The following is a 26,416-nucleotide window of genomic DNA, read 5'->3' as shown; positions in this document are numbered from 1 at the left end:
TTAATTTAATGGGTTACTGATTGACGAATTTAGTAACTATTCAAAAGCGAAATCAGCGGTTACGATGGCGCGGACTTGAAGAGGATTCGCCATGCCCGCCATCACCCCATCCCCATTGGAACCCTACGTCCTGGCTGATCATCCCGTGCTGGACATGCTCAATACCCGGGCGAATGTCGACGGTGTGCCCTTTGAATTCTGGCAAGGCGATGCCGATGTCGAGCGCTGGCTGGTGCGGCTTGGCTGGGCCGAGGAGGGCGCAGTACCGGTATTTGAGGAGGGGGCACTGCTGGGCGCGGCGCGGGGATTGCGGGAAGTGATCCGCGTGTTACTGGAACAGCGCAAGGCCGGCCAGCAGGGCGATCCCGGCGCGCTGAATGCGTTCCTGCGCAAGGCGGTCAGTCACCCGCAACTGGCTTGGCCGGCGCCTGGCGAGTTGCGGCTGGAGCGCCAGCGCAAGGTGCAGACTGCCGAGCAGTTCCTGGCGCCGATTGCCGAGGCCGCCGCGACGTTACTGGTGGAAGGGGATTTCGGCCTGATCCGCACCTGCGAACATCCCGAGTGCGTGCTGTGGTTCTACGACCGCACCAAGGGCCACAGGCGCCGCTGGTGCAGCATGGCGCTGTGTGGCAATCGGCATAAGGTGGCCGAGTTTCGCAAGCGCAAACTGGTGTAGACGTCCTCAGGATTCTGCCGGGCTTTCGCGCTCCAGCAACTGCCGCTTGCGCTCGACACCCCAGCGGTAGCCCGACAGATTGCCGTCGGCGCGCACCACGCGATGGCAGGGAATCGCCACCGCCAGGCTGTTGGCACCACACGCCTGGGCCACGGCGCGATAGGCGGTCGGCGCGCCGATGCGCTGGGCGATCTCGGCGTAGCTGGCGGTGCACCCCACCGGGATTTCCCGCAAGGCTTGCCACACCCGTTCCTGAAACGCAGTGCCGCGCAAGTCCAGGGGCAAGTCCAGGCCCAGGGCCGGCGCTTCGATGAAGCCCACCACCTGGGCGATCAATTGTTCGAAGTCGTGATCGGCACCCAGCAGATTGGCGCGGGGAAACTGGTCCTGCAGGTCGCGCACCAGTTTGTCCGGGTCATCCCCCAGCAGGATCGCGCACACACCGCGATTGCTCTGGGCCACCAGAATGGCGCCCAACGAGCATTGGCCAACGGCAAAGCGAATATCCGTATTGGTGCCGCCGGCTTTGTAGTCGCGGGGCTTCATGCCGAGCAATTGGTCGGCAGCCTCATAAAAGCGGCTGTTGGAATTGAAGCCGGCGTCGTACAGCGCATCAGTCACCGAGTGCTGGTCCTTGAGGCCGTCCCGTACCTTGCGCGAGCGATGAGCGCTGCCGTAGCGCTTGGGCGTCAGGCCGGTCACCGCCTTGAACACCCGATGAAAATGGAACGGGCTCAAGCCGGCGAGGGCGGCCAGATCTTCAAGGGGCGGCAGGGTTTCGGCCTGTTCGATGTGCCGACAGGCCGCTGCCACCAGTTGCGCATGGCGTGCGGCCACCTGGGTCTGGTCCCCCGACGCGCGCTTGTTGGGCCGGTAGCCCGCCGCTTCAGCCTGTTGCGGGGTGTCGAAGAACTCGACGTTCTCCGGGCGCGGGCGCCGTGCGGAACTGCTGGGGCGACAGTACACACCGGTGGTTTTCACACCATAGACGAAGGTCAAGTCGGCCTTGGCGTCTCGGGCGACAATCGCGGCCCAGCGGGGGTCTTGTTCGGTGGCGTGGCGCGCGGTCATGGTGGTGGCTCCTGGTTGAAGAATGCCAGGTTAGTCCCGTGGGGCATTCCCATCACTCCGATGCTTGCGGTCAAATTCATCCGGCCGTGCGAAACGTCAGGTTGATGCGCTGCGGCCCCATGACCGGATGCGTGCCGGGCTTGATCGGCATCACGCCGTGAAAGCGCAGGCGGTCCACGCCGCCCCATACCACTACGTCGCCATGGAACAGCGAGACTTTTTGCGTCTTGTCGCTGCGCTCATGGCCGCCGAACAGGAAGATCGCCGGTAAACCCAATGACACGGAGACCACCGGGGCGGCATAGCGCCGCTCGTTCTTGTCCTGGTGCAGGGACATTTTCGCGCCTGGCACATAGCGGTTGATCAAGCAGGCATCCGGCTCGAAATCGTCGAAACCTGCATCTGCTGCGGCCATCACGGCCAGTTCGCGCAATGCGGCCGGCAGGGCTGGCCAGGGTTGTTGGTTATTCGGGTCAATCGGGGAGTAGCGATAACCGGTGGAGTCGGTCGTCCAGCCCAAGTCACCGCAACTGCTTAACGCCGCCGACATGGTAAAACCACCGGGCGTGACCATTTGCCGGAAGGGCGATTGAGCCAATACCCGTCGCAGTTCCGGTAGCAAACGCTCGAGCCAGGGCAGGGCATAGCCCCTGAGGACGTAGGATTGTTCACCGATTTGCTCGCGCCCCGGGGGCTGTTGCAGCGCCTCATCGGCGAACAAATCGGCGGTTGATCCGGGAAGGGTCTTACTGCGCATCGTGAAAAATCACTCCCAAGGTATGCCGGGTACCACTGTGCAGAACACTGACCCCGTGGCGCAAGGTCACCCGATGAAACCCCCTCACACTCGGCATGGGTCGCTGATTGACCGCGAAGATTACCGCGTCACCCTGGTTGAGAGGGACAACCTGAGCCCGGGATTGCATTCTTGGCCGCTGCTCCGTCAGCACCAACTCCCCGCCACGAAAGTCCTCTCCCGGCTGCGACAACAGGATGGCTACTTGTAGGGGAAACACATGTTCCCCGTACAGATCCTGATGCAGGCAGTTGTAGTCGCCTGGGCCGTATTGCAGCAATAACGGGGTAGGGCGTTGCTGCCCGGCAGCGTGGCAGCGGGCAATGAAGTCGGCATGGTGCGCCGGATAGGTGATCGGCAGGTTCATCTGTTCGTTCCAGCGATTGGCCTGGGGCGCCAGGAACCCATACAGCTGTTCACGCAGCGCGCAGATCGGCGCTGGCAGCGGGTAGCGGAAATATTTGTATTCGCCCCGGCCAAAGCCGTGCCTGGCCATCATCACATGGGAGCGAAACAGTTCGGGTCGGGGGTAGTGGCCGCTCAGTTCAGCGCATTCCTGCTGATCCAGCAGGGCCGGAATCAGTGCGTTACCCTGTTCATCGAGGGCTTGCTCGATGGCGGCCCAGTCCAGCTTGGCCAGGCGTTCATGCAGTGGAGTGGAAGGCATCGACAAGTTCCTGTGGCAGCGCATTAGGGCTGCCAGTCTAGAAAGTCGTCAGGGTCAGAACACTCCGATGCTTGCGCTCGAATTACAGCGCCTTGCTCACATTGATGTCGGTAATCTCATCGCTGGCATCGTGGATTTTCGCCAGGGCTTCCTTGGCTTCCTCCACGCTGCCTGCTTGCAGTTGGGCGAACTCGAAGCGGCGCTCACCGTTGAGTTTGTACTTGATCACATATTTGGTGGTAGTCACGGGCATTCCTGTCAGCTCAGTTTCGAATTGGTGCGGCGCACAATGCGGATCTTGTGGGACAACGTCGGCTTTTTGGTCACGCTGATGGCGCGGCGGGTCACGACGTCCAGGGTGATGTTCCAGAACCCGGTGCTGGGCGCAGTGATTTTTGCCGGGAACTTGTCGAACGCGCCGCCGTGGTAAGTATGGCGGCCGCCGTTCTTGAAGCTGCGAAAGTTGGCATCGCTCATCAGGCGGATGTTGCAGGTTTGCGAGCATTCAATGACGACAATATCTCCTTCATTGAGGTGCTCACGCTGGTGGATGAATTTCATAAGGTGTCTCCAGAAGGGCTTTTTCTGAAAAATCAGAACGATACGTAGGTTAAGATGGAGTTTATCAGCCCCAGCACGTTTATTATCGGACCGTCGTCGACGACTTCGACAATTTAAAACAGTTATTTACCGAGTTATCAGGGATAAATCCTACGTGGGCGGGAGAAAAATACCTTCTTCGCTGTCGTAGGGTCTTTATCGGAGGTTTTTATATGAAGTGGAGTGTGTTGGTTCTGGCCCTGGCGTTGGGTGGATGTGCTTCGGTGGCGGATATCAAGCAGACCCCACCAACGCTGGCAGTGATCTCCGGGAAAAAACCACAGGAATACGCGGCGTGCGTTGTCCAGAAATTGTCTAAAACCCGCAGGCCTTCGCAGATCGAGCCTCACAAGGATGGTGTTCAAGTTATCGTACCGCAGAAGTTTTCTGCCGACCCGTCGGCCATTTTTGAAATTGAAGAGCGCTCCAGCGGGAGCAGTATCAAGCTCTACGAGAGCATGTCCAATGTGCCTATTCGTCCAGGTGACGTGAAGGCTGCGGGGGAAGCGTGCATTTCCGGCTGAGTCTGTAGCCGCCCACCTCGAATCCGATCAAGAAGCCCGACCCTGCTGCCGCAGCGTCGGGCTTTTTTGTGCGCGAGGTTCAGTACACCGTCCTTTTGCTCGCGGATGAGTGTTGTCGCGACCGGGCCATTGCCCTACCATTTGTAGGCTTATGCCTAATTCGCCTAAGCATATAACTATAAAAATGGAGTCGTGATGATGTCTCTGGAACGAGTTCTGATGGGTAGCGCGTTGTTGCTGATGTTGGGCAATGCCCACGCGCTGGAGGGGAAAAACGTTTATATGCAGGGCGGCTCGCAGCCGGGAGCTGCGCCGTGCGTGGCCTGCCACGGGGCTGATGGCCTGGGGCTGGCAGCCGCGGGTTTTCCGCGTTTGGCCGGTTTATCGGCGGGGTATTTGCGTAAGCAACTGCAGGATTTTAAAAGTGGCGCCCGGAACAGCCCGGTGATGCAGCCACTGGCCAACGCCCTCACGGAAGAGGAAGTCAGCGCTGTAACCCGGCAGCTGGCGGCAATGCCTGCGCCCGCACCTGTGCCGGTGCACCGCAGCGAGATGCCTACTGACGCTGCGCAAAAGATTGCCCTGCAAGGTGCGTGGGAGCGCCAGATTCCGGCCTGTGTCAGCTGTCATGGCCCGGCCGGCGTGGGCGTCGGCGACGGGTTCCCACCCCTGGCCGGACAATCTGCGGCCTACCTCGCGGCGCAGTTGAACGCCTGGCGCAGCGGCACGCGCCATAACGATCCGAATGATCTGATGGGCCATATCGCCAAATCCCTCAGCGCTGAAGAAGTGCAGGCCGTGGCCACCTATTTTGCCTCGTTGAGCGGCCAGGAGGCCAAGCCATGAAGCGCTTCTTGTTTGCTCCGCTGCTGGGAAGCCTGATCGGCGTACCCGTCCATGCCGCCCCTATTGCCATGGAAGACCAGTCACAGTTGCAGCCAGCCGGCGCTCATGGGGCTGCCGTGCAGTTCCAGCCGCCCAAAGAAAGCGAGCTGCCGGACAACGCCTACGGCAAGCTGGTGAAACAGGGCTACGCGCTGTTTGTCGACACCAAGCGCCTGGCGCCGCAATTTGTCGGTAATGGCCTCAATTGCAGCAATTGCCACCTGGACCAGGGTCGCCTGGCCAATTCGGCGCCGCTGTGGGGTGCCTACCCGATGTACCCGGCGTATCGAAAAAAGAACGACAAGGTCAACACCTTCGCCGAGCGTTTGCAGGGCTGTTTCCAGTTCAGCATGAATGGCGGCACGCCACCGGCTGCAGACAGCCCGGAGATTACCGCGCTGTCGGTGTATGCCTACTGGCTGGCGAGCAAGGCTCCCTTGGGCGTCGAACTGCCGGGCCGTGGCTACCCGGACGTGCCGGCACCCGCCAAGGGTTACGACCTGGCCCAGGGCGCAGAGGTCTACAAGGGCCAGTGCGCGGTGTGCCATGGCGCCGAAGGCCAGGGCCAGAAAGTGGGCGACAACTACGTGATGCCGCCGCTCTGGGGTAAAGACTCCTACAACTGGGGCGCCGGGATGCATCGAATCAATACGGCAGCGTCCTTCATCAAGCACAACATGCCCCTGGGCCAGGGCGGCAGCCTGACCGACCAGCAAGCCTGGGACGTGGCGGCCTACGTCAACCGTCACGAGCGTCCTCAGGACCCGCGCCTGGTGGACGGCTCCGTGGAGAAAACCCGGGTGAAGTTCCACGCCAATGACGGCGTCAATCTTTACGGGCAGACGGTCGATGGCGTACTGATCGGGCAAGGCATCCGTTAAACTGTCGATAACCCATAAAAAATGCCGCTGAATCAGCGGCATTGTCTTTTCGGAAACTCAGTCATGAAACGTGAGCAAGTCAGGGAACAGCATGCAGGGGGGCATATTTCTGCGACCCATGTGATTCAAAATCCCGCGGATACGGGCGAGTGGATCGTGTTCTTCAAGAAGAGCGGCGGTCGCAGCTACTTCCTGGTGGATGACCAGGATGAAGTCGAATCCTTCTCCCGCATGGACGACTTGATCGAGACCATTCGCGGCCTGGGCATCAAGTTCGCCGAAATTCACATGTAATTATTTGCAGACCACCGTCACGCTGCGGGTCTTGTAGTTGCCGACATCCTTGCCCAGGGTCTTGTCGCTTTCTTTCAGGGCCGGTGTGCCTTCGGTGCCGACAATCCGGTAGCCGGTGCCCGCGCAGGACGCATCAGCCTTTTCATAACAGCTGGCCCAGGAGTTGGCTTCGCCGGAGCAGTCGATGGCCAGTCCTTGTTCGCCGTTCTTCAGGACCGTGTCGGAAGTGGTGGTGCAGCCACCGGTAAGCGCCAGTACCGCAATCAGTGCCAGGATCTTGTTCATGTAGGAGTCGTCATCAGGGTGTTGGAGGGGAGCGCTGACACTGTCGTGGGGCGTTACAGGCGAGATTATAGCGAACCGCCATCAACGTACAGACAAACACAAAAAAGCCCCGTCAAACGAGGCTTGATTGGCGTTACCGCGGTGTTACTTGGTTTTCGGACGCTTGCTCGACGCGTGGCCGGCTTCATCCACAAACACTTCGGCCACGGCACAGGCTTGAGCTTCGGTCGCGAATGCGCCGGCAACGCTGTCGCCATGGAAGTTGATCAAGTGCCAGCCGTCCGCTCGCTTGGTGATCAGGTAGCCGTTCACGCCTTTTGGTTCTGACATCTATCAATCTCGTTGTCTGGTTCAAGGGCGTAATGATAGCGCCAAACGGCGTGGGACGGCGCAAGTTGTTGCAGGTCAGTGCCGATCGCCATAAAGCGTGCTAAAAAGGTTGGAGCCCTTTGAATGACGGGCACAAGCCGACGATTTCTAACAGCGGCGAAGGTACTTGATTGAATGCCGGCGGAACTTACGCCGACATTTTTTCTCTATGTTGACATCGCAACGCCAGCAGGACCCATTGTAAGGTGACTGCGGCCTGATTAGACTGCGCCGAATTTCGTACGCACAGCCCTTTGTAAGGACTCATATGATCAAGAAATGCTTGTTCCCAGCAGCCGGTTACGGCACTCGCTTCCTGCCAGCGACCAAGGCCATGCCCAAAGAAATGCTGCCGGTGGTGAACAAGCCACTGATCCAGTATGGCGTGGAAGAAGCACTGGATGCCGGCCTGAACGAAATCTCGATCGTGACCGGCCGTGGCAAACGCGCCCTGGAAGACCACTTCGACATCAGCTACGAGCTGGAAAACCAGATCAAGGGCACCGACAAGGAAAAATACCTGGTCGGCATCCGTAAGCTGCTCGACGAGTGCTCGTTCTCCTACACCCGCCAGACCCAAATGAAAGGCCTGGGGCACGCGATCCTGACCGGTCGTCCGCTGATCGGTGACGAACCGTTCGCCGTGGTACTGGCCGATGACCTGTGTGTAAACCTGGAAGGCGACGGCGTCCTGACCCAGATGGTCAAGCTGTACCAGAAGTACCGTTGCACCATCGTCGCGGTTCAAGAGGTCGATCCTCAGGAAACCAACAAGTACGGCGTGATTGCCGGCGACGATATCGGTGATGGCCTGATCCGCGTACGCGACATGGTTGAAAAGCCAGCGCCGGAAGATGCTCCGTCGAACCTGGCGATCATCGGCCGCTACATCCTGACCCCTGACATCTTCAAGCTGATCGAAGAAACCGAGCCAGGCAAGGGTGGCGAGATCCAGATCACCGACGCCCTGCTGAAGCAGGCAAAAGACGGTTGCGTGATTGCCTACAAGTTCAAGGGTCGTCGTTTTGACTGCGGTGGCGCTGAAGGCTACATCGAAGCGACCAACTTCTGCTACGAGCACTTCTACAAGACTGGCAAGGCTTACTGATTCATCGTTGCCAGCCCGTTGAAAAAGCCTGCGAGTCGAAAGACCGCAGGTTTTTTTATGCCTTGCCCAAATAGCGGCTGGGGGCTTCGCCCAGTACCCGCTTGAACATTGCACCAAACGCATTGCCGTTGGCATAGCCCATGTCCCGTGCAATAGCCCCCAATGGTCGGCCCTGGGCTAACTGGCAAACGGCTTCGGCAATCCGTAGCTGCTGGCGCCATTGGTTGAAGCTCAGCCCGGTTTCATCCCGAAACCGCCGGCGCAGGGTGCGCACGCTGGCGCCGATGGATTCACTCCAGTCTTCCAGGGTGGCCGGGTTCGCCGGGTCTTCCAGAAGCATTTCACACACACTGAGCAGGCGTTTGTCCCGGGGCAATGGCAGGCTGCAGCCTTCGGTTTGAGTCGCGGATATCAACTGGTGCAGCAGCAATGGCGTGAGCAGGGCAGTGTGGGCGTCGGGTGCGAGCATGCCCAGAATCAGCTCCCGCAGCAGCGGCTCTACCCTGATCAATCGGCAGGATTGCCACGCCGTGGGTAATTGATCGCTTTCCACGTACAGTGCGCGCATCGCAACCTCACCGACCATGTGCAATTCATGGTCGACACCCGGCGCAATCCAAAAGCCGTATGCCGGCGGGACGGTCCAGGCGCCCATGCGGGTCAACACCCGGATCACGCCTTGGGTGGCGTGCACCAGTTGGCCATATTCATGGCTGTGCCAAATCTCTCGTGCGCCATCGACATAGTCATGGGCCCGAACCCGTAATTCCTCGCTGGTGCTGCGAGCGGGCGCCCCAAAGCGTTTACGCCAGATGTTGTCCAATCAAGAATGATTCCTGAGATGTAGGTTGGAACGGTCATTAATTGACCCGTGCGCGTAGAAGAATGACCGGATCTTTAACGCGATTCAATATTAAATAAGAACGATTAACAAAAAAGACTTTTCAAGGAATCGTCATGTCCGGTGCGTTGTCTTCTCCTCCGTTTTACCTTTCCAGGCTGGCGCTGGTGGTGTTGGCGCTTGCTCCTGTTGTGTGGGCCGATGACGCGCCCATCGTGTTGAAGGACACCGCGGTGACAGCCGCCGAGGCCGAGCCGGCAGACGGCGTGGTGCCAGGCTATGTGGCGCGCAACACCACCGTGGGCACCAAAACCGGCGCGCCGATCGTGGAGACGCCGCAATCGATCTCGGTGGTCAGCCGCCAGCAGATGGATGACCAGGCGGCGCAAACCGTCGACCAGGCATTGCGCTACACACCAGGGGTTTACTCCCAGGATAACGACCTGCGGTTTGACCAGTTGAGCATTCGCGGCTTCGATGCCGACTCCTACCTCGACGGGCTCAAGCTCAATCGCACGACCTGGTTCGCTACGCCTCGGGTCGACCCTTGGTTTCTGGAGCGCATCGACGTGCTGCGCGGGCCAGCTTCCGTGCTGTACGGCCAGAGCGGGCCGGGCGGCCTGGTGGACATGCAGAGCAAGCGGCCGACGGATGAGCCACTGCACGTGTTGCAAATGAGCGTGGGCAATGACAACCGCTATCAGGCCGGCTTCGATTTTGGCGGGCGCCTGGACGAGCAGGGCGATGTGACCTATCGGCTGACCGGGCTGGGCCGCATGGCCGATACCCAGACCGATCACATCAAGGACCAGCGCATCGCCATCGCGCCGGCCATCACCTGGAACATCGACGACGACACCAGCCTGACCCTGCTGGCCAACTATCAATACGACCCGGAAGGTGGGCTGTTCAACCCGGTACCCGCGTATGGCACCGCGCTGCACAACCCGAATGGGCGCTTGCGCCCCGATGATTACCTGGGCGACCCGGACCGCGATCGCTTCAAGCGCAATCAGTTTTCCCTGGGCTACGCGTTCAGCCACCGGTTCAACGACACCTGGAGCTTTCGCCAGCACCTGCGCTATATGCATGATGACGTCGACTACTACCAGACTTCCCTCACCGGGCCGCTGGACGCCAACCTTGCCACCGCGCCGCTGTGGGCCAACGTCAATCATGAGCACCTTGGCCAGTTCGCCCTTGATAACCAGTTGCAGTCCGACTTCAGCACCGGCCCGGTCAAGCACACTGTGCTGATGGGGGCGGACTTCCAGCGGCTGTTGCAGACCATCAACCGGGGCGGTCAGTATTTCCCGAGTGCGATCAATATCTACAACCCCGACTTCAGCGCCTTGCCGAGGGTGCCGGTGTCCATCAACCAATACACCACCCAGAGCCAGTTTGGCGTGTACCTGCAGGACCAGCTCAGCTTCGACCATTGGCGCTGGCTGATCGGTGTGCGGCAAGACTGGGCGCGTACCTACGACAATCAGGACAGCGCGTTGACCGGCGCCAACCTGAGCAACACGCGCCAGCACGACGAGAAACTCACCTGGCGTTCGGGCCTGAGCTACGTGTTTGATAACGGCGTTGCGCCGTATGTCAGCTACAGCGAATCGTTCCAGCCGCAACTGGGCACTGACCGGCTGGGCGCGACATTTGTGCCGACCACCGGCAAGCAGTACGAAGCCGGCGTTAAATACCAGCCTGTGGGCTCCCGCAGCCTGTACAGCGCGGCAGTGTTCGACCTGCGTCAGCAAAACGTCCTGACCACCGATGATGTCGACCCCAATTTTGCCACCCAGAAAGGCGAAATCCGCTCCCGCGGCATCGAGCTGGAAGCCCATGCCGAGGTCACCTCGAACCTCAGCCTGATCGGTTTTTACACCTGGATGGACCAGCGCATCCTCAAATCCAATGACGGCGACCAGGGCGAACACCCGACCGGCATCCCGGGCAAGAGTGCCTCGCTGTGGGCGGACTACACCTTCCACGACGGCCCGCTGCAGGGCGTCGGTTTCGCGGCGGGTGCGCGCTATTTCGGGCCGAGCTACGGCAGCGCCGACAACACGCTGGAGGTGTCATCGCGCACGCTGTTTGATGCCGCGGCGCACTATGACGTGCAGAACTGGCGCCTGGCCCTCAACGCCAGCAACCTGTTCAACAAGGAATACCTGGCCTACTGCAGCAACGGTTTCCTTTGCTACTGGGGCGCAACCCGTTCGTTGCAGGCCAGCGCGACGTATCGCTGGTAAGGCGCTGACCTCTGGCGCGGCAGCAGGTATGCTGTTGTCCTGCCGAGGAGAGTGAAATGGCCTACGATTTTGACCTTTATGTAATTGGTGCCGGTTCCGGCGGTGTGCGCGCTGCACGATTCGCTGCGGGTTTTGGCGCCAAAGTGGCGGTGGCTGAAAGCCGCTACCTGGGCGGTACCTGCGTGAATGTGGGCTGCGTACCGAAGAAACTGTTGGTGTACGGCGCGCATTTCGCCGAAGACTTCGAGCAGGCCAGCGGTTTTGGCTGGTCCCTGGGTGAAGCGAATTTCGATTGGGCGACCCTGATCGCCAACAAGGATCGTGAAATTAACCGCCTCAATGGCATCTACCGCAACCTGCTGGTCAACAGCGGCGTAACCCTGCACGAAGGGCATGCGCGGCTGGTGGACCCGCACCAGGTAGAAATCAACGGCGAGCGTTTTACCGCCAAACACATTCTGGTAGCCACCGGTGGCTGGCCGCAGATCCCGGACATCCCGGGGCGCGAGCACGCCATTGGCTCCAATGAGGCGTTTTTCCTCAAGGAGCTGCCCAAGCGTGTGCTGGTAGTCGGCGGTGGCTATATCGCCGTCGAGTTCGCCGGGATTTTCCATGGCCTGGGCGCACAGACTTCGCTGCTGTATCGCGGCGACCTGTTCCTGCGCGGTTTTGACGGCTCGGTGCGCACGCACTTGAAGGAGGAACTGACCAAGCGCGGCCTGGACCTGCAGTTCAACGCCGACATCGAGCGTATCGACAAGCAGGCCGATGGCAGCCTCAAGGCCACCTTGAAAGATGGCCGCGTGCTGGAAGCCGATTGCGTGTTCTACGCCACTGGCCGACGCCCGATGCTCGATAACCTGGGGCTGGAAAACACTGGCGTCAAGTTGGACAAGCGCGGCTTTGTCGAAGTGGATGAGCTGTACCAGACCGCCGAACCGTCGATCCTGGCGATTGGTGATGTGATCGGCCGCGTGCAACTGACGCCAGTGGCCCTGGCTGAAGGCATGGCCGTGGCACGTCGCTTGTTCAAGCCTGAGCAATATCGTCCGGTGGACTACGCGATGATCCCGACGGCGGTGTTCAGCCTGCCGAATATCGGCACCGTGGGCCTCAGCGAAGAGCAGGCCCGTGAAGACGGGCACAAGGTGCAGGTGTTCGAAAGCCGCTTCCGGCCGATGAAACTGACCCTGACCGACTGCCAGGAAAAGACCCTGATGAAGCTGGTAGTCGACGCCGAGACCGACAAGGTCCTGGGTTGCCACATGGTCGGCCCCGACGCTGGCGAGATCGTGCAGGGCCTGGCGATCGCGCTCAAGGCGGGCGCGACCAAGCAGCATTTCGATGAAACCATCGGCGTGCACCCAACGGCGGCGGAAGAGTTCGTCACCATGCGCACGCCAGTGGCGCAGTAATCAGCCCTCGGTAGTTGCTTCCGGCACCGTCGCGACGACGGCTGCCAGGCGCAGCGCATCAATACTGGCCTGGGCCTTGACCAGGTCCAGTTCCAGGGTTTTGTTGGTCTTCTGATGCTCGGCCAGCGCTTCCTGGCGCGCCTGATTCTCCAGTTGGGCAACCCGCAAGCGTTCCTGCAGCAGGGTGCGCTCGCTGTCGATCACACTCACTTGTTCGCTTAATTGGCGCTGCTGTTCACGGTCCTGGCGAGCCTGTTCCTGCAGTGCGCTCAATTCCTTCACGGTCACCCGATGCTCGATCAGCAGGCGCTCGTTATCGCGGTGCAACTGAGTGATTTCATCCTGGCGCACCATCGCGCTCTGCTGGGCCTGGCGCAGCTCTGCCTGGACCTGCTGCAACTGGCCTTCATGGCGACGCTGTTCCTGCTCACGCTGGTCCTTGATCGCATTGCGGTAATGCTCCAGGGCGTCCCGGGCATGCAGGTGCTTCTCTTCCAGTGAGCGAATCTGCTCGTCCTTGTCGTTGATCCGCAACTCGTAATCGCTGCACGCCTGGCTCAGCCCGGCGTTGCGGGTTTGCTCGGTTTGCAGGCTGGAGCGAGTGCTTTGCAAGGCCGCGCTTTCATCGGCCAGGGCGGCGGACTGGATATCGAACTGCTGCTTGAGCTGGGAGTGGGCCGCTTCCAGCTCCTCAACCTGGGCGAGCAGGGCGGTTTTCTGTTGCTGGAACTGCGCCAGGGCCAGGTCGATAGGCTCCTGGGCCTTCTCCTTCAGGCGCTGGGCCAGTCGCGCCACCAGTTCACCCAGTTCGTCGTCAATGGGCGCTTCGGTGATGGTCTGGCGGGTTTCGCTTTCGTCCAGCTCCTTCAGATAGCGGTGAATCGTGGTTTTCGAGCCGGTATTGCCCATCTCGATGCGTACTGCATCGATGCTCGGGTTTTCGCCACGGGCAAGGATTGCCAGGCGTGCCGTTTGAACTACTGCTTTATTGATGCCGCCGCGAGCCATGGAGTCTCCGTCGATTTAGTACTGTGGTACGTAGCATGTATATACGTACTATATCACGATTGTTTTAAAGCCGAAATTGATGATTTATCAGATGGGATATTGGCGTATTATCCCGTGTGATACAGGTTTTGAAATGGACAACAGCCAATGGCAGTACGGGCATGAGTGAGCTGGACCGTTATCTGAATGCGGCCACCCGCGATAACACCCGCCGCAGCTATCGAGCGGCAATCGAGCATTTCGAGGTGAATTGGGGTGGATTCCTGCCGGCGACCAGCGACAGCGTGGCGCGCTATCTGGTGGCGCATGCGGGCGTGCTGTCGGTCAACACGTTGAAGCTGCGTTTATCGGCGCTGGCCCAGTGGCACACCAGCCAGGGGTTTCCTGATCCGACCAAGGCGCCAGTGGTGCGCAAAGTCCTGAAAGGCATTCGTGCCCTGCACCCGGCTCAGGAAAAGCAGGCAGAGCCATTGCAACTGCAGCACCTGGAGCAGGTCATCCAGTTCCTCGAACAGGAAGGCCACGACGCCCGAGCCGCAGAAGACCATCCCCGATGGCTGCGGGCCAAGCGTGACGCAGCGTTGATCCTGCTGGGTTTCTGGCGTGGCTTTCGCAGCGATGAGTTATGCCGGTTGAATATCGAGCACGTGCAGGCGGTGCCCGGTTCGGGCATCACCCTGTATCTACCGCGCAGCAAAAGTGATCGGGAAAATATCGGCCGCACTTACCAGACGCCGGCGCTGTTGCGGCTGTGCCCGGTGCAGGCCTATAGCGAATGGCTCAGCGCTTCAGCGCTGGTGCGCGGCCCGGTGTTTCGCGGCATTGATCGCTGGGGCAACCTGGGCGAGGAGGGCTTGCACGCCAACAGCGTGATCCCGCTGTTGCGCCAGGCGCTGGAGCGTGCCGGGATTGCGGCCGATCAGTACACCAGCCACTCCCTGCGCCGGGGCTTCGCTACCTGGGCTCATCGCAGTGGCTGGGACTTGAAGTCGTTGATGACTTACGTCGGCTGGAAAGACATGAAATCGGCCATGCGCTATGTTGAAGCGACGCCCTTTCTCGGCATGACCCGGGCATCCCTCGAGTGATTCAAGGTTTCTTCTATTAATACAGTCTCTTGATAGTGAAAACCAATCGTCAGCATCAGGTTTGCCAATGAGCCATCGGCCGGGAGAGTGGGTAGGATTCACCTCATCAACTTACTAAGCCCTTCTACAAACCTGACGGAGAGTCAACGATGCCTATCATCAACAGCCAAGTAAAACCGTTCAAAGCTACCGCCTACAAAAACGGCAACTTCGTAGACGTGACTGATGCTGACCTGAAAGGCAAATGGTCTGTCGTGTTCTTCTACCCAGCCGACTTCACCTTCGTCTGCCCAACCGAACTGGAAGACCTGGCTGACAACTACGCCGAATTCCAGAAACTGGGCGTCGAAATCTACAGCGTTTCCACCGACACCCACTTTGCCCACGCTGCCTGGCACAACACCTCGCCAGCCATTGGCAAAATCCAGTACACCATGATCGGCGACCCGACCCTGACCATCTCCCGCAACTTCGACGTGCTGATCGAAGAAGCTGGCCTGGCAGACCGTGGCACCTTCGTGATCAACCCTGAAGGCCAGATCAAAATCGTTGAACTGAACGATGGCGGCGTTGGCCGTGACGCTTCCGAGCTGCTGCGCAAAATCAAGGCGGCCCAGTACGTTGCTGCTCACCCGGGCGAAGTCTGCCCAGCCAAGTGGAAAGAAGGCGAGGCCACCCTGGCTCCGTCCCTCGACCTGGTCGGCAAGATCTAAGTCTGTGAAATGCCAAGGGCGGGTTACCGCACCTAAGTAAGCTGCATCCGCCCTCGAAACGCCCGGGCGAGATTCGCTCGGGCGTTTTTTTGTCTGCAATAAACCGAATTAATAGGAAATCGCCCGTATGTTGGACGCCAATCTTAAAGCTCAGTTGAAGTCATACCTGGAACGGGTCACCCAGCCGATCGAGATCGTCGCCTCCCTCGATGACGGTGCGAAATCCCAGGAAATGCTTGCCCTCTTGCAGGATGTAGCCAGCCTTTCGACGCTGATTACCCTGAAAAGCGATGGCAATGATGCGCGCAAGCCATCGTTCTCCATCAACCGCCCGGGTGCCGATATCAGCCTGCGTTTTGCCGGCATCCCAATGGGCCATGAATTCACTTCGCTGGTGTTGGCGCTGCTGCAAGTCGGCGGCCACCCCTCGAAGGCCAGTGTCGAAGTGATTGAACAGATTCGCGCCCTTAAAGGCGAGTTCAGCTTCGAGACTTACTTCTCGCTGTCGTGCCAGAACTGCCCGGACGTGGTCCAGGCGCTGAACCTGATGGCAGTACTGAACCCGAACATCCGCCACGTCGCCATCGACGGTGCGCTGTTCCAGGCAGAAGTCGATGATCGTCAGATCATGGCCGTGCCCAGCGTTTACTTGAATGGTGTGAACTTCGGCCAGGGCCGCATGGGCCTGGAAGAAATCCTCGCCAAGCTCGACACCAGCGGTATCGAAAAAGCCGCCGAGAAAATCAGCGCCAAAGATGCGTTCGACGTACTTGTCGTCGGCGGTGGCCCAGCGGGTTCGGCAGCGGCTATCTACGCTGCACGTAAAGGCATCCGTACCGGTGTTGCAGCCGAGCGCTTCGGCGGGCAGGTGCTGGACACCATGTCGATCGAGAACTTTATCTCGGTACAGGAAACCGAAGGGCCGAAACTCGCCAGCGCCCTGGAGGCCCACGTGCGTCAGTACGACGTGGACATCATGAACCTGCAGCGTGCTACTGCGCTGATCCCGGCGAAAAACAACGGTGAGCTGCACGAAATCCGTTTCGAAAGCGGTGCGACCCTCAAGTCCAAGACCGTGATCCTGGCCACCGGTGCCCGCTGGCGCGAAATGGGTGTACCGGGTGAGCAGGAATACAAGGCCAAGGGCGTGTGCTTCTGCCCGCACTGCGACGGCCCGCTGTTCAAGGGCAAGCGCGTGGCGGTGATCGGCGGCGGTAACTCCGGCGTTGAAGCAGCCATCGACCTGGCCGGTATCGTCAGCCACGTGACCTTGCTTGAGTTTGACAGCAAGTTGCGCGCCGACGCCGTGTTGCAGCGCAAGCTGTACAGCCTGCCGAACGTTGACGTGATTACCAGCGCGCTGACCAGTGAGGTCAAGGGGGATGGCCAGAAAGTTACCGGCCTGGCCTACAAGGATCGCGACAGTGGCGAATTCAAGACTATCGACCTGGAAGGCATCTTTGTACAGATCGGTTTGCTGCCCAACACCGACTGGCTCAAAGGCACTGTGGAATTGACTCCACGTGGCGAGATCATCGTCGATGCACGTGGTGAGACTTCGCTGCCAGGTGTTTTTGCCGCCGGTGACGTAACGACTGTGCCGTACAAGCAGATCGTGATTGCAGTAGGCGAGGGCGCCAAGGCTTCCCTGAGTGCTTTCGATCACCTGATCCGCACTTCCGCCCCGGCGTAAATTCCGGCCCGGAAATGAAAAACCCCATGAGTGATCATGGGGTTTTTTATTGCCGGCGGAACCTTACAGCGGCGTTGGCTGAATGATTTCAACCCAGTACGCATCCGGGTCTTTCACGAAGGCCAGGCTTTTCATGCGGCCGTCACTCAGGCGCTTCTGGAAGTCGCAGCCCAGTTCTTCAAAGCGCGCGCAGGCAGCAACGATGTCCGGCACCGAGATGCAGATATGGCCAAAGCCACGCGGGTCGGTGTTGCCGTTGTGGTAGGCAAAGTCCGCGTCGTTTTCGGTGCCGTGGTTGTGGGTCAGTTCGAGGATGCCCGGGATCGACTTCATCCACTGGGTGCGGGCGGCAGCGTCGGCCGGGATCTGGGCCTTGTCGACCAGGGCCAGGAAGTACAGGCTGAATTCGGCTTCCGGGAAGTCACGTTTTTCAACCAGGGAAAAACCCAGTACGCGGGTGTAGAAATCCAGCGACTTGGTGATGTCCTTGACCCGCAGCATGGTGTGGTTGAATACGAAGTTCGTGGTGGCGGCGTCAGGCTGGGCGGTGACGCCCGGGAAAGCGTTCAGTTCGTGCAGGCTCATGGGCCCTCCAGAGAAAAATGGGGCAAACGTGGCTCCGGTTGGAGCATCCCTTGGCTTGCGGCTGGCATCCGTGCAGCCGGTCCATGATACGCAGCCCTGCCGGTTGCGCCAAATGAAAAAGGTCACGCAACCCTTGCGGCCAGCGGGTGCAGGGGCCCAAACTTTGTCGCTTGAACCTTGAGTGTTTTTCGTAATGACCGGATTTCGCGCACCGTTGTTGAGTACCCTGGGCCTGTTGCTGGGCAGCACCGCTGCATGGGCGGCTGACCCGGAAATTCATTGGCCCAGCGGCTGGCAGGTAGAGGAAGTGGCGCCCGACGACCAGGCCCCGGCGCAACCGTCGGCGGTGTCCCGCCAGCGGGCCATAAAGAATGATGAGAATGGCGCGACCTTGATGGTCATGGAGTTGACAGGCACGCCAATCGAAGCGGGGCATACGGTCAACCTGCAAGGTGTGCTGCTGGAAATGCGCAAATCCATCCAGAAGGACTTTGCCCAGGGTGGTTATCAAAGTGTGTGCACCAAGATGCACCCCACAACATTGAGCCGGCTTGAGGCATTGGAAACTACCTGTGTAATCACCGAGAACGGTCGGCATGTGCTGTCGCAAACGTTGGTGGGGGCTGTCGATACCGATAAGGCCTATGTTTTTTCATACGCAGGCCAGGCCGACGCTTACGAATCAAGCAAGGATGAAGTCAGTTCGGTGCGTGACAGCCTTAAACTTTGAGCGTTGTAGGCATCGCGACAAATAAGTCGATTTGAACAAAGTGAAATGTTTTTTAAAGTTCGCTTTTGAAAGTGCCAGCGTCCTGATTTGTTTCACTATCGATGCCTGTAAACAAAAAAGCCCTGCATGTGCAGGGCTTTTCTTAGTGCGTTTGTACTAGCCGCAAAGCATTAGCCGCGAAGCCAGGAGTCTACTGTGGCTGCGCCGTACTGTTCTTTCCACGCCTTCAGGCCGCGATGGTTGCCGCCCTTGGTTTCGATCAGTTCACCCGTGTGCGGGTTGTGGTAAACCTTGACGACGCGGGCACGGCGCTGTTTGGGTGCGGCAGCGACGGAAGCGCCGGACTTGCCCGGGTTAGGATCCAGGATGGAGATGATGTCGCGCAGGCTTTTGCCGTAGGTCTTCATCAGCCCTTGCAGCTTTTCTTCGAATTCGATTTCTTTCTTCAAACCAGCATCGTTCTTCAGGGATTCCAGCTGGGCAAGCTGCTCTTGAAGGGCTTTTTCTGCTGCGCGAAATTCGGCGAGTCTGGACAAAATCTATACTCCAATAGTGTATTTGGCTGATATCTACTGCAAACAAAGCGATAAGCCAAGAGCCTTAAGGCGACTCAATGAAAGTGGCCTTCCTGCCAATTCAGCACAGGCAGGAAAAATTGTAGTAGTTAATCAGTCATGAGTAAATCATGTCTTTTGTATAAATAACAATATTTCCGTTGAAGTGGCTGGCTATTCAATGGCTGTTCAGGAATCTAATGAACTCGTCGCAAGGTACAGGCTTGCCAAACAGGTAGCCTTGCAAGAAATCAACGCCTTGGGCCGCCAGATAGTCGCATTGTTCTTGTGTTTCGACGCCTTCGGCAACGATGCCCAGGTCCAGCTTGGCAGACAGTTCAATGATGCTGTCGAGTATATGCCGCGAGAGTGCATCAACACCGATCATTGCCACGAAGCTTTGATCTATCTTCAAGTAATCGACATTGAAGTTGCGCAAATAACCGAGGCTGGAGTGGCCGGTGCCAAAGTCGTCGATCGCGATCATTACCCCCATTTCATGCAGCGCCTGGAACAGCTGGCGGGTGATATCCGTGGGTTCGATCAACTCGCGCTCGGTCAACTCAAGGACCAGGATCACCTTGCCCGGCGGGAAGGCAGCGAGGAACTCCCGGCAGTCCTCCACCAGCCCCAGGTCGTGACAATGGCGAGCGGTAATGTTGATGCCCACGTGAAAATTGTCGGCAAACTGCGCGGTGTGGGGCGCCAACTGTGCGGCGGTCTGGCGCATCAGGGCGCGGGTCATCGGTACGATCAGGCCCGAATGTTCGGCCAGGGGAATGAACAGGTCCGGGCGCACCAGGCCTTCCCTGGGATGATTCCAGCGCATCAGCACTTCACAGCCGGCCCACTGCCGGATGTTGTCGCCACGCACCACTGGCTGGTAATAGGGCACAAATTCATTGGCGCCCAGGGCCCGTTGCAGTTCCAGGGTCGGTGCCGATGAGCGCTTTTGCAGCCAGTGGGCGAGGATGCCTGCCAGCACGCCGAAAAACACCACCAGAACGAACAGTGCAGGATACCGCGCCTGCATGTAGCGCCAGGTTTCACCCTCCGGCATCCCGGCTTCCACGCTGTAGGTATACCGTGTGGAGTCGAGATGATGATGCGCGACGGAAAATGTCGGCAGCGCTGTGCTGTGCACCTTGCCATCCGCCGCCAGCCAGTTAGGCCCCACCTGCAACACCAGGTCGGTATATCGGCTGATCAGGCGCAACGCGTTGGTCAAGTGGTAGCCATCAATGGAGGCGAAGGCCCCCCGGTCTCCCTCGGTGAGGCGATACACCAGCAATGCGGTGTCGGGTGTCACCGGGTTGCCTTTCATCAGCCAGAGACGGCCGCCGACGTAGTCCTCAGGGTTGACCGGTGACTGGTAGTTGCCACCAAACAACGAGCTGCAATAGATGTTGCGCTGCCAGGACAAGGTGGTGGCGCGCACGAAAGGCCGGCGGGTGACCTGTTCCCGCAGCTTCAGTTGAGTCGGGTTATCACATTCATGGCCGGCCAGTGGCAGCAGGTCCTGGGCGGCGAGTGCGGTGTTGTCGAGCATCAGGTCAAACTGGCGCACGGCCTCCTGGGCGGTTTGCGCGGTGCTGTGCTCGAGGGTGCGCCCGGCTTGCCAATACAGGATAAGCACACCCAGCAAAATGGGCAGCGCGCCACTGAGCAGGGTGATCAGATGGCGAGTGGAGGCCTTTCGGGGGCCTTTGACGGTCAGTGGCATTTGCGCAGCCTGTAGCGGGAGAGGGCAATAGGACGCTCAAATGCGGTCGGGACAACCTCGGTGGCCTTCCAACAAAGCGTATTGGTATTGGCCATGATAGATGGCGGCAGGCGTCTGTGCATGTTCAATAAAGCTTCAACCGTGTGGCCAGTTGAATAAATGCCAGGGTTGCCGGTGAGGACTGCCGACGGTCCAGTACCGCCAGCCCCACCTGGCGTTTGACGGCAGGCTTGAGCGGTTTGATCAGGTAATCCGCCTGCGTGGATTCAGGCAGCGACAACTCGGCGACAATGGTCACGCCGTCGCCCCGGCGCACGGTGTCCAGGGTGCTGAGCAGCTGTGAGCAGCGGTAACGCACATCCGGCTGCAACCCTGCACCGACGAACAGCCTTGAGACCAGTTCGGCCGAACCGGCCTGGGTCAGGATAAAAGGTTCACCACACAGCGCTTTCAGGCTGACACTTGGCTGCGCGCCCAAGTGATGCCCCAAGGGCAGCAGCGCGACCAGTTGGTCCTCAATCAACGGGAACGTATCGAAGCGCTCTTCAGGCAGCACCACAAACCCAACGTCGACGCGCCGCTCTTCCAGCCACTGCGTCACCTGGCGATCGGGGCCTTCGTCGACATGCACCTCGATGCCCGGATGCTGCTCGCGAAAATGCTGCAGGATCGCGGGCAACAAGCGAATCGATGAGGTCGGCCCGAACGAGCCGATGCGCAGCGTGCCGCGCTTCATCCCGCGGGCATCGGCGGCTTCCTGTTGCAGCGTGTTGGCCAACCCGAGCATGGCCCGGGCGCGCAACAGCAGTTGTTGGCCGATATCGCTGAGTTCGACCTGGGACTGATGACGTCGGATCAACTCCACACCCAGTTCCTGCTCCAGGGATTTGATCGCATGGGACACCGCCGATTGGCTGATGCCCAGGCGATTGGCGGCGCTGGTGAAACCTTGCAGTTCGGCCACCAGGGAAAAGATTTCCAGTTGGGTAAGGGTCATGAGTATTTACTCATTTTACGATGATCGGGGATTAGCCAAACAATAAGCCAATCCCGTGTCTTGTGAGTAGAAATCTGATGAACCCGAGCCCTGACCGTCTGACGTATCTGAAGCTGGCGGCCGTGACCATGATCTGGGGCGGCACCTTCGTTGCCGGGCGCTATCTGGCGGCAGGCCTGGACCCACTGTTGGCGGCGACCGTGCGCTTTGCACTGGCCAGCCTGGCGCTGCTGGCCTTCCTGGGCGTCGCGCGTATTCGCCTGGTGCGTCCGACCACCGCGCAATGGGTGCAATTGATGGTGCTGGGCTTTTTCGGGATCTTTTTCTACAACCTGTGTTTTTTCTACGGCCTGCATTACATCAATGCGTCCCGGGCGTCGTTGATCGTGGCGCTGAACCCGGCAGTGATTGGCCTGGCCTCGTGGCTGCTGTTCAAGGAACGCCTGGGCTGCTTCAAGCTGGTGGGGATCGCGCTGTGCCTGGGTGGCGCAGGGCTGGTGATCGTCAGTCGCAACCCGCAGTTGCTGCAGGGCACGGCAGATGCGTGGGTCGGTGACCTGCTGATTTTCGGCTGCGTGGTGGGGTGGGGCGTGTACTCGCTGTTTTCCCGGGGTCTCAACCAGCGCCTGGGGCCGTTGCAAACCGTGACCTGGTCGATCCTGCTGGGCACGCTGATGCTGACGATCACCACGCTGGTGACGGGTCGGCTAACGATGGCCGCATTGGGCCGGATTGATCTGCCCCAACTGATGAGTTTGCTGTACCTGGGCGTGCTGGGCTCGGCACTGGCCTACATCGGCTACTACGATGGCCTGCGCCGCATCGGCGCCACCCGTGCGGGTGTATTTATCGCCCTCAATCCGCTGACGGCAGTGATCTGCGGCGCATTGCTGCTTGGCGAGCAACTGACCGTGCCGATGCTGCTGGGTGGGGCGGTCATCCTGCTGGGCATCTATCTGTGCAACAAACCCCTTGCGCGGGCCAGGGCAATGGGGATTTGATAAGAGTACGGACAAATCTGTTTACGCTGTGTAGAATCGATTTACGCATACAAGAATAAGGACTTGCGCTAACGCAAGCCTCGCCCGTCAGAGACTGATGTAACCATGAAGCTACTCGGGTCCCCCCTCATCTTTGGTGACTTCCTCGCCCGCAGCGTGCGGGGTATCTCCTGTGCGCCACCCGCTGACCTCATCCTTGCTCGCAAATAAACATTTGTTAATTACAAGAATGATGATGAGGCACCGAAAATGGCAGACCTGTACGAAAACCCAATGGGCCTGATGGGCTTTGAGTTCATCGAATTCGCATCGCCAACCCCGGGCACCCTGGAGCCGATCTTCGAGATCATGGGCTTCACCAAGGTCGCGACCCACCGTTCCAAGAACGTACACCTGTACCGGCAGGGCGAGATCAACCTGATCCTCAACAACGAACCCAACAGCATCGCCTCCTACTTTGCGGCCGAGCACGGCCCGTCGGTGTGCGGCATGGCGTTTCGCGTCAAGGACTCGCAACAGGCCTACAACCGGGCCCTGGAACTGGGCGCCCAGCCTATCCATATCGAAACCGGCCCGATGGAGCTGAACCTGCCGGCGATCAAGGGCATTGGCGGCGCGCCGCTGTACCTGATCGACCGCTTTGGTGAAGGCAGCTCGATCTATGACATCGACTTCGTGTACCTCGAAGGTGTCGAGCGCAACCCGGTGGGCGCGGGCCTCAAGGTCATCGACCACTTGACCCACAACGTGTACCGCGGCCGCATGGCCTACTGGGCGAACTTCTACGAGAAGCTGTTCAATTTCCGTGAGGCGCGCTATTTCGACATCAAGGGCGAATACACCGGCCTGACCTCCAAGGCCATGAGCGCCCCGGACGGCATGATCCGCATCCCGCTGAACGAAGAATCGTCCAAGGGTGCCGGGCAGATCGAAGAGTTCCTGATGCAGTTCAACGGCGAGGGCATCCAGCACGTTGCCTTCCTCACCGATGACCTGGTCAAGACCTGGGATGCGTTGAAGAAGATCGGCATGCGCTTCATGACCGCGCCGCCAGACACCTATTATGAGATGCTCGAAGGCCGCCTGCCGAACCACGGCGAGCCGGTGGATCAACTGCAGGCACGGGGCATCCTGCTGGACGGCTCGTCAGTGGCGGGGGACAAGCGCCTGCTGCTGCAGATCTTCTCGGAAACCCTGATGGGCCCGGTGTTCTTCGAGTTCATCCAGCGTAAGGGTGACGACGGCTTTGGTGAAGGCAACTTCAAGGCACTGTTCGAATCCATCGAGCGCGACCAAGTGCGTCGTGGTGTGTTGACCGCTGACTGATCGCCTGGGCGATACACAAAAAAGCCCGACCGGGATTGCACCCGGCCGGGCTTTTTGTTGCCCGGCAGAAACATCGGGACACAGGCGGTTGCCAGCGGCCAGGAACGGAATTCACTGCCAGCGTTACTCAGTGTCATATGCCCAGTTGAGGTTCATGTATGACAGTCATTACGCACACCGGTAGTCCACCTCCAGGTTTGAATCAGGCAGCAGCCGTCAACGACGTACCCGCCATCAGTCCCTTGGCCCCAACTGTTCCCTCCCCATTAAGTCCTGCCACTGTCGCCCGCGTGACGTTTTCCTCGAACGTGGAATGGAGCAGTGCGCAGGGCGAGCTGACCGCCGCAGGCGTCGAACTGGCCAATGCCGTATTGGCCCCGGGTACCTCATCAACCGTCGGCGCGCAGGTCTGCACGTTCGCGGTGGACGGGATCCAGTCGAGCGACATTCTGGTGGTCAAACGCGTACCCGCCTCTGAAACCGGAACGAATATCCTGTTGTACATTCCTGACGTGGAGGGCAATTCGTTCTTCGAATTCAATAACCTTGAAGAAATGAACGCCTGGCTCAAAGAGGTCGCCATCGACCCTGACAAGTTGGATGTATTTGCCGGGCATTTTTCCCGCAATGCGCCTGCCGATCAGACAAAGCGGGTAAAAGACACGATGACGCGCTTCGCCGCAGGCGATATCAATGCCGTGGTCGGGCCTTTTGGCTACGAAAAGGGCGATATCTTCAATCGCCTGGACAAGCACACAAGCGTGCCGCCGGTACCGGTCAACGGGCTGACGGGGACCTACCTGAAAGTTGAGACCCGTGATGGCCGGGTGACTTTCGCAGGCACACGTCCGGACGGAGAAACCGTACTCTATCAGTACGATGCCTACGGCAACTTCCATGGAGGAGGTAACAAGGGCAACTTCTACTTTGTGAAAAACGGCCTGAACAATGACCAGCCGCTGTCGCCTGTCTCGCGAGAGCAATACTTGAAAACGGTCGTCAGTGTCAGCCTGGATAATGTAGGTGCCAACGATTTATGGGGGCTGTTCGACGAGTTCATCCGCCAACTGAAGAATCCGGGTTCAGGCATTGGGACGGCCTTGATCGCACTGGGCGTGCCTGAGGATGTGGCGCAGTCCATCGAAAAAATCGTCAAAAACCCCGTCACCGGCACCTTGCTTGAACTCAACCATGGCAACCGGCTCGGTAAGCTGTTTGGCGTTGAAAAGGCGCAAATGGACGCCGCACTGACCCAAATAGGCGACGAAATCCAAGGCAGGATTCCGTATTACGGGGCCATCCGAGGGGGGTTGTCGCAAACGGCTGTAATGCTCGAAATGGCAGCAAAAAAAAGCGCTGTCAGGCCTTCTGCTGACGCACCAAATGCTTGAAGCCTTCAAACACCAGCACCATCACCGCGAGCCAGATCGGAAGATACGTCAGCCATTCCCCCGCCTTGATGCTTTCGCCCAACAACAAGGCCACGCCGAGCAGCAGCACCGGTTCTACATAGCTGAGCAGCCCGAACAGGCTGAAGGCCAACAAGCGGCTGGCGACGACGTAGCACACCAGCGCCGACGCACTGATCAAGCCCAACATCGGGATCAAGGCGTACAAGCCCTTGTGGGCGTCGAGCACGGCAAAACCCTGTTCGCCGCTTTGCACGAACCACAGTGCCACCGGCAACATCAGCGCCATATCGAGCCACAGCCCGCCGAGGTGGTCGGTCTTCAGGCGTTTGCGCAATACGAAGTAAACCGGGTAGCCGATGATCACTACCAGGGTTGCCCAGGAGAATCCGCCCACCTGATACAACTCGTTCAGCACACCAGCACCGGCGAAGAACACCGCAATCTTTTGCAGGCGTGACAATTGTTCGCCATACACCAGCCGACCGGTCAGCACCATCGTCAATGGCAGCAGGAAATAGCCCAGCGATACATCCAGGCTGCGACCGTTGAGCGGCGCCCACATGAACAGCCACAACTGCACCCCCAGCAGGGCCGAAGACACCACGACCCCGCCGATCAGCGCGGGTTTGGCCGCAACCAGCCGAACCAGTTCCCACACCCGTCGCCACTCGCCGCTGACAATCATGAACACGGTCATGCAGGGCACCGTCAACAACATGCGCCAGCCGAAGATCTCCAGGCCGCTCAAGGGCGTAAGCAGCGACGTGAAGTAATACATCACGGCAAACAACACCGAGGCCAAGACCGATAACACAACACCTTTAGACACACTGTCCTCACGAAAGCCGATTGATACAAAAGAAGGGGGGATTTCAGGGAGGGAATATAGTGCTTTTGAGGTGAGATGTTTGCTCTGTTT

29 protein-coding genes are annotated in these 26,416 nt (G+C 59.3%); 15 read left to right on the top strand and 14 right to left on the bottom strand.

The features are described 5' to 3' along the window. Nucleotides 1-91: 91 nt before the first annotated feature. Complete coding sequence (locus HYE77_RS15505; protein WP_177008530.1) at nucleotides 92-676, top strand: ABATE domain-containing protein; 585 nt, start codon at nucleotides 92-94, stop codon at nucleotides 674-676. A 6-nt stretch (nucleotides 677-682) separates the two neighbouring features. Here the strand turns inward: HYE77_RS15505 and ada are convergent, their stop codons facing one another. From ada to HYE77_RS15480, 5 genes are all read right to left on the bottom strand, one after another. Continuing rightward, nucleotides 683-1,747 (bottom strand): bifunctional DNA-binding transcriptional regulator/O6-methylguanine-DNA methyltransferase Ada, encoded by a 1,065-nt coding sequence (gene ada / locus HYE77_RS15500; protein ID WP_008432501.1) that lies wholly within the window; start codon nucleotides 1,745-1,747, stop codon nucleotides 683-685. Between the two features lie 76 nt (nucleotides 1,748-1,823). Beyond that, complete coding sequence (gene alkB / locus HYE77_RS15495) at nucleotides 1,824-2,504, bottom strand: DNA oxidative demethylase AlkB (protein ID WP_134326567.1); 681 nt, start codon at nucleotides 2,502-2,504, stop codon at nucleotides 1,824-1,826. Then, complete coding sequence (locus HYE77_RS15490; RefSeq protein ID WP_008432503.1) at nucleotides 2,494-3,210, bottom strand: 2OG-Fe(II) oxygenase; 717 nt, start codon at nucleotides 3,208-3,210, stop codon at nucleotides 2,494-2,496. The genes alkB and HYE77_RS15490 overlap by 11 nt, the downstream gene beginning before the upstream one ends. An 82-nt stretch (nucleotides 3,211-3,292) precedes the next feature. Further along, a complete protein-coding gene (locus HYE77_RS15485; RefSeq protein WP_166742130.1) occupies nucleotides 3,293-3,457 on the bottom strand; it encodes a hypothetical protein in 165 nt (54 codons plus the stop codon). 11 nt (nucleotides 3,458-3,468) lie between these two features. Beyond that, the gene (locus tag HYE77_RS15480; RefSeq protein ID WP_003212586.1) at nucleotides 3,469-3,771 is read right to left on the bottom strand and encodes a DUF1883 domain-containing protein; all 303 of its coding nucleotides are present in this window, start codon (nucleotides 3,769-3,771) and stop codon (nucleotides 3,469-3,471) included. Nucleotides 3,772-3,983: 212 nt separating this feature from the next. Between HYE77_RS15480 and HYE77_RS15475 the strand changes: the two genes are divergently transcribed. From HYE77_RS15475 to HYE77_RS15460, 4 genes are all read left to right on the top strand, one after another. Continuing rightward, nucleotides 3,984-4,334 carry a hypothetical protein gene (locus tag HYE77_RS15475; RefSeq protein ID WP_003212585.1) on the top strand — a complete coding sequence of 117 codons (351 nt, stop codon included), beginning with the start codon at nucleotides 3,984-3,986 and terminating at the stop codon, nucleotides 4,332-4,334. A 195-nt stretch (nucleotides 4,335-4,529) separates the two neighbouring features. Then, complete coding sequence (locus HYE77_RS15470; protein ID WP_087693900.1) at nucleotides 4,530-5,180, top strand: c-type cytochrome; 651 nt, start codon at nucleotides 4,530-4,532, stop codon at nucleotides 5,178-5,180. Continuing rightward, entirely contained in the window at nucleotides 5,177-6,100 is a 924-nt protein-coding gene (locus tag HYE77_RS15465) for a c-type cytochrome (protein WP_003212583.1), read from the top strand. The genes HYE77_RS15470 and HYE77_RS15465 overlap by 4 nt, the downstream gene beginning before the upstream one ends. A 63-nt stretch (nucleotides 6,101-6,163) precedes the next feature. Further along, nucleotides 6,164-6,394: a hypothetical protein gene (locus HYE77_RS15460; RefSeq protein WP_177068956.1), complete on the top strand. Its 231-nt coding sequence runs from the start codon at nucleotides 6,164-6,166 to the stop codon at nucleotides 6,392-6,394. Here HYE77_RS15460 and HYE77_RS15455 read toward each other — a convergent pair whose 3' ends face one another. Both HYE77_RS15455 and HYE77_RS15450 read right to left on the bottom strand, forming a co-directional pair. Continuing rightward, nucleotides 6,395-6,679: a hypothetical protein gene (locus HYE77_RS15455; RefSeq protein WP_003212581.1), complete on the bottom strand. Its 285-nt coding sequence runs from the start codon at nucleotides 6,677-6,679 to the stop codon at nucleotides 6,395-6,397. A gap of 144 nt (nucleotides 6,680-6,823) precedes the next feature. Beyond that, the gene (locus HYE77_RS15450; RefSeq protein WP_003212580.1) at nucleotides 6,824-7,009 is read right to left on the bottom strand and encodes a hypothetical protein; all 186 of its coding nucleotides are present in this window, start codon (nucleotides 7,007-7,009) and stop codon (nucleotides 6,824-6,826) included. 307 nt (nucleotides 7,010-7,316) lie between these two features. Here HYE77_RS15450 and galU point away from each other — a divergent pair, with 307 nt between their 5' ends. Then, entirely contained in the window at nucleotides 7,317-8,156 is an 840-nt protein-coding gene (gene galU / locus HYE77_RS15445) for a UTP--glucose-1-phosphate uridylyltransferase GalU (RefSeq protein ID WP_003212579.1), read from the top strand. Nucleotides 8,157-8,211: 55 nt separating this feature from the next. Here the strand turns inward: galU and HYE77_RS15440 are convergent, their stop codons facing one another. Beyond that, nucleotides 8,212-8,979: a helix-turn-helix domain-containing protein gene (locus HYE77_RS15440; RefSeq protein WP_177068955.1), complete on the bottom strand. Its 768-nt coding sequence runs from the start codon at nucleotides 8,977-8,979 to the stop codon at nucleotides 8,212-8,214. Between the two features lie 134 nt (nucleotides 8,980-9,113). On the opposite strand from HYE77_RS15440, the gene HYE77_RS15435 reads away from it, so the two are divergent. Both HYE77_RS15435 and gorA read left to right on the top strand, forming a co-directional pair. Beyond that, nucleotides 9,114-11,252, top strand: coding sequence for a TonB-dependent siderophore receptor (locus tag HYE77_RS15435; RefSeq protein WP_134326572.1), 2,139 nt, complete (start codon nucleotides 9,114-9,116; stop codon nucleotides 11,250-11,252). Between the two features lie 56 nt (nucleotides 11,253-11,308). Further along, on the top strand, nucleotides 11,309-12,667 hold the full coding sequence (gorA, locus tag HYE77_RS15430) for a glutathione-disulfide reductase (RefSeq protein ID WP_102369015.1): 1,359 nt from the start codon (nucleotides 11,309-11,311) through the stop codon (nucleotides 12,665-12,667). On the opposite strand, the gene HYE77_RS15425 is transcribed toward gorA, so the two are convergent. After that, on the bottom strand, nucleotides 12,668-13,675 hold the full coding sequence (locus tag HYE77_RS15425; protein WP_177027858.1) for a DNA-binding protein: 1,008 nt from the start codon (nucleotides 13,673-13,675) through the stop codon (nucleotides 12,668-12,670). A gap of 161 nt (nucleotides 13,676-13,836) precedes the next feature. On the opposite strand from HYE77_RS15425, the gene HYE77_RS15420 reads away from it, so the two are divergent. From HYE77_RS15420 to ahpF, 3 genes are all read left to right on the top strand, one after another. Beyond that, nucleotides 13,837-14,763 (top strand): site-specific integrase, encoded by a 927-nt coding sequence (locus HYE77_RS15420; RefSeq protein WP_087693896.1) that lies wholly within the window; start codon nucleotides 13,837-13,839, stop codon nucleotides 14,761-14,763. A gap of 149 nt (nucleotides 14,764-14,912) precedes the next feature. Further along, nucleotides 14,913-15,476, top strand: a complete 564-nt coding sequence (gene ahpC, locus HYE77_RS15415) for an alkyl hydroperoxide reductase subunit C (protein ID WP_003173835.1) — start codon at nucleotides 14,913-14,915, stop codon at nucleotides 15,474-15,476. Nucleotides 15,477-15,603: 127 nt separating this feature from the next. Continuing rightward, nucleotides 15,604-17,169 (top strand): alkyl hydroperoxide reductase subunit F, encoded by a 1,566-nt coding sequence (gene ahpF, locus HYE77_RS15410; RefSeq protein WP_003212573.1) that lies wholly within the window; start codon nucleotides 15,604-15,606, stop codon nucleotides 17,167-17,169. Nucleotides 17,170-17,232: 63 nt separating this feature from the next. Here ahpF and gloA read toward each other — a convergent pair whose 3' ends face one another. Further along, nucleotides 17,233-17,754, bottom strand: a complete 522-nt coding sequence (gene gloA, locus HYE77_RS15405; protein WP_177049506.1) for a lactoylglutathione lyase — start codon at nucleotides 17,752-17,754, stop codon at nucleotides 17,233-17,235. Nucleotides 17,755-17,947: 193 nt separating this feature from the next. Here gloA and HYE77_RS15400 point away from each other — a divergent pair, with 193 nt between their 5' ends. Further along, a complete protein-coding gene (locus tag HYE77_RS15400) occupies nucleotides 17,948-18,484 on the top strand; it encodes a DUF4946 domain-containing protein (protein WP_008432526.1) in 537 nt (178 codons plus the stop codon). Nucleotides 18,485-18,654: 170 nt separating this feature from the next. Here HYE77_RS15400 and HYE77_RS15395 read toward each other — a convergent pair whose 3' ends face one another. The 3 genes from HYE77_RS15395 to HYE77_RS15385 form a co-directional block, all read right to left on the bottom strand. Beyond that, on the bottom strand, nucleotides 18,655-19,020 hold the full coding sequence (locus HYE77_RS15395) for a histone-like nucleoid-structuring protein, MvaT/MvaU family (RefSeq protein ID WP_003212570.1): 366 nt from the start codon (nucleotides 19,018-19,020) through the stop codon (nucleotides 18,655-18,657). A gap of 196 nt (nucleotides 19,021-19,216) precedes the next feature. Then, nucleotides 19,217-20,761, bottom strand: a complete 1,545-nt coding sequence (locus tag HYE77_RS15390; protein WP_177054227.1) for an EAL domain-containing protein — start codon at nucleotides 20,759-20,761, stop codon at nucleotides 19,217-19,219. Between the two features lie 124 nt (nucleotides 20,762-20,885). Further along, complete coding sequence (locus HYE77_RS15385) at nucleotides 20,886-21,758, bottom strand: LysR family transcriptional regulator (RefSeq protein WP_003212568.1); 873 nt, start codon at nucleotides 21,756-21,758, stop codon at nucleotides 20,886-20,888. A gap of 77 nt (nucleotides 21,759-21,835) precedes the next feature. Here HYE77_RS15385 and HYE77_RS15380 point away from each other — a divergent pair, with 77 nt between their 5' ends. The 3 genes from HYE77_RS15380 (at nucleotide 21,836) to HYE77_RS15370 (ending at nucleotide 25,476) form a co-directional block, all read left to right on the top strand. Next, complete coding sequence (locus HYE77_RS15380) at nucleotides 21,836-22,759, top strand: DMT family transporter (RefSeq protein ID WP_177068954.1); 924 nt, start codon at nucleotides 21,836-21,838, stop codon at nucleotides 22,757-22,759. A 249-nt stretch (nucleotides 22,760-23,008) separates the two neighbouring features. After that, nucleotides 23,009-24,085, top strand: coding sequence for a 4-hydroxyphenylpyruvate dioxygenase (hppD, locus tag HYE77_RS15375; protein WP_003212566.1), 1,077 nt, complete (start codon nucleotides 23,009-23,011; stop codon nucleotides 24,083-24,085). 158 nt (nucleotides 24,086-24,243) lie between these two features. Beyond that, nucleotides 24,244-25,476: a dermonecrotic toxin domain-containing protein gene (locus HYE77_RS15370; protein WP_256347238.1), complete on the top strand. Its 1,233-nt coding sequence runs from the start codon at nucleotides 24,244-24,246 to the stop codon at nucleotides 25,474-25,476. Here HYE77_RS15370 and rarD read toward each other — a convergent pair. Beyond that, nucleotides 25,445-26,326 (bottom strand): EamA family transporter RarD, encoded by an 882-nt coding sequence (gene rarD / locus HYE77_RS15365; protein WP_023658818.1) that lies wholly within the window; start codon nucleotides 26,324-26,326, stop codon nucleotides 25,445-25,447. The two genes, HYE77_RS15370 and rarD, sit on opposite strands and share 32 nt — an antisense overlap. Between the last annotated feature and the right edge of the window lie 90 nt (nucleotides 26,327-26,416).

The organism is Pseudomonas sp. IPO3774, assembly GCF_013386835.1.
Lineage (GTDB): Bacteria > Pseudomonadota > Gammaproteobacteria > Pseudomonadales > Pseudomonadaceae > Aquipseudomonas.
This window is presented reverse-complemented; position numbering and strand designations above follow the sequence as displayed.

Coding starts and splice junctions, on each gene's coding strand:
- HYE77_RS15490 (WP_008432503.1), bottom strand. CDS start 3,210: ATGCCTTCCACTCCACTGCATGAACGCCTGGCCAAGCTGGACTGGGCC.
- hppD (WP_003212566.1), top strand. CDS start 23,009: ATGGCAGACCTGTACGAAAACCCAATGGGCCTGATGGGCTTTGAGTTC.
- galU (WP_003212579.1), top strand. CDS start 7,317: ATGATCAAGAAATGCTTGTTCCCAGCAGCCGGTTACGGCACTCGCTTC.
- HYE77_RS15390 (WP_177054227.1), bottom strand. CDS start 20,761: ATGCCACTGACCGTCAAAGGCCCCCGAAAGGCCTCCACTCGCCATCTG.
- HYE77_RS15420 (WP_087693896.1), top strand. CDS start 13,837: ATGAGTGAGCTGGACCGTTATCTGAATGCGGCCACCCGCGATAACACC.
- HYE77_RS15455 (WP_003212581.1), bottom strand. CDS start 6,679: ATGAACAAGATCCTGGCACTGATTGCGGTACTGGCGCTTACCGGTGGC.
- HYE77_RS15425 (WP_177027858.1), bottom strand. CDS start 13,675: ATGGCTCGCGGCGGCATCAATAAAGCAGTAGTTCAAACGGCACGCCTG.
- HYE77_RS15370 (WP_256347238.1), top strand. CDS start 24,244: ATGACAGTCATTACGCACACCGGTAGTCCACCTCCAGGTTTGAATCAG.
- ahpC (WP_003173835.1), top strand. CDS start 14,913: ATGCCTATCATCAACAGCCAAGTAAAACCGTTCAAAGCTACCGCCTAC.
- gorA (WP_102369015.1), top strand. CDS start 11,309: ATGGCCTACGATTTTGACCTTTATGTAATTGGTGCCGGTTCCGGCGGT.
- HYE77_RS15475 (WP_003212585.1), top strand. CDS start 3,984: ATGAAGTGGAGTGTGTTGGTTCTGGCCCTGGCGTTGGGTGGATGTGCT.
- HYE77_RS15470 (WP_087693900.1), top strand. CDS start 4,530: ATGATGTCTCTGGAACGAGTTCTGATGGGTAGCGCGTTGTTGCTGATG.
- HYE77_RS15465 (WP_003212583.1), top strand. CDS start 5,177: ATGAAGCGCTTCTTGTTTGCTCCGCTGCTGGGAAGCCTGATCGGCGTA.
- HYE77_RS15480 (WP_003212586.1), bottom strand. CDS start 3,771: ATGAAATTCATCCACCAGCGTGAGCACCTCAATGAAGGAGATATTGTC.
- alkB (WP_134326567.1), bottom strand. CDS start 2,504: ATGCGCAGTAAGACCCTTCCCGGATCAACCGCCGATTTGTTCGCCGAT.
- HYE77_RS15435 (WP_134326572.1), top strand. CDS start 9,114: ATGTCCGGTGCGTTGTCTTCTCCTCCGTTTTACCTTTCCAGGCTGGCG.
- HYE77_RS15505 (WP_177008530.1), top strand. CDS start 92: ATGCCCGCCATCACCCCATCCCCATTGGAACCCTACGTCCTGGCTGAT.
- HYE77_RS15385 (WP_003212568.1), bottom strand. CDS start 21,758: ATGACCCTTACCCAACTGGAAATCTTTTCCCTGGTGGCCGAACTGCAA.
- ahpF (WP_003212573.1), top strand. CDS start 15,604: ATGTTGGACGCCAATCTTAAAGCTCAGTTGAAGTCATACCTGGAACGG.
- HYE77_RS15450 (WP_003212580.1), bottom strand. CDS start 7,009: ATGTCAGAACCAAAAGGCGTGAACGGCTACCTGATCACCAAGCGAGCG.
- gloA (WP_177049506.1), bottom strand. CDS start 17,754: ATGAGCCTGCACGAACTGAACGCTTTCCCGGGCGTCACCGCCCAGCCT.
- HYE77_RS15460 (WP_177068956.1), top strand. CDS start 6,164: ATGAAACGTGAGCAAGTCAGGGAACAGCATGCAGGGGGGCATATTTCT.
- ada (WP_008432501.1), bottom strand. CDS start 1,747: ATGACCGCGCGCCACGCCACCGAACAAGACCCCCGCTGGGCCGCGATT.
- HYE77_RS15380 (WP_177068954.1), top strand. CDS start 21,836: ATGAACCCGAGCCCTGACCGTCTGACGTATCTGAAGCTGGCGGCCGTG.
- HYE77_RS15400 (WP_008432526.1), top strand. CDS start 17,948: ATGACCGGATTTCGCGCACCGTTGTTGAGTACCCTGGGCCTGTTGCTG.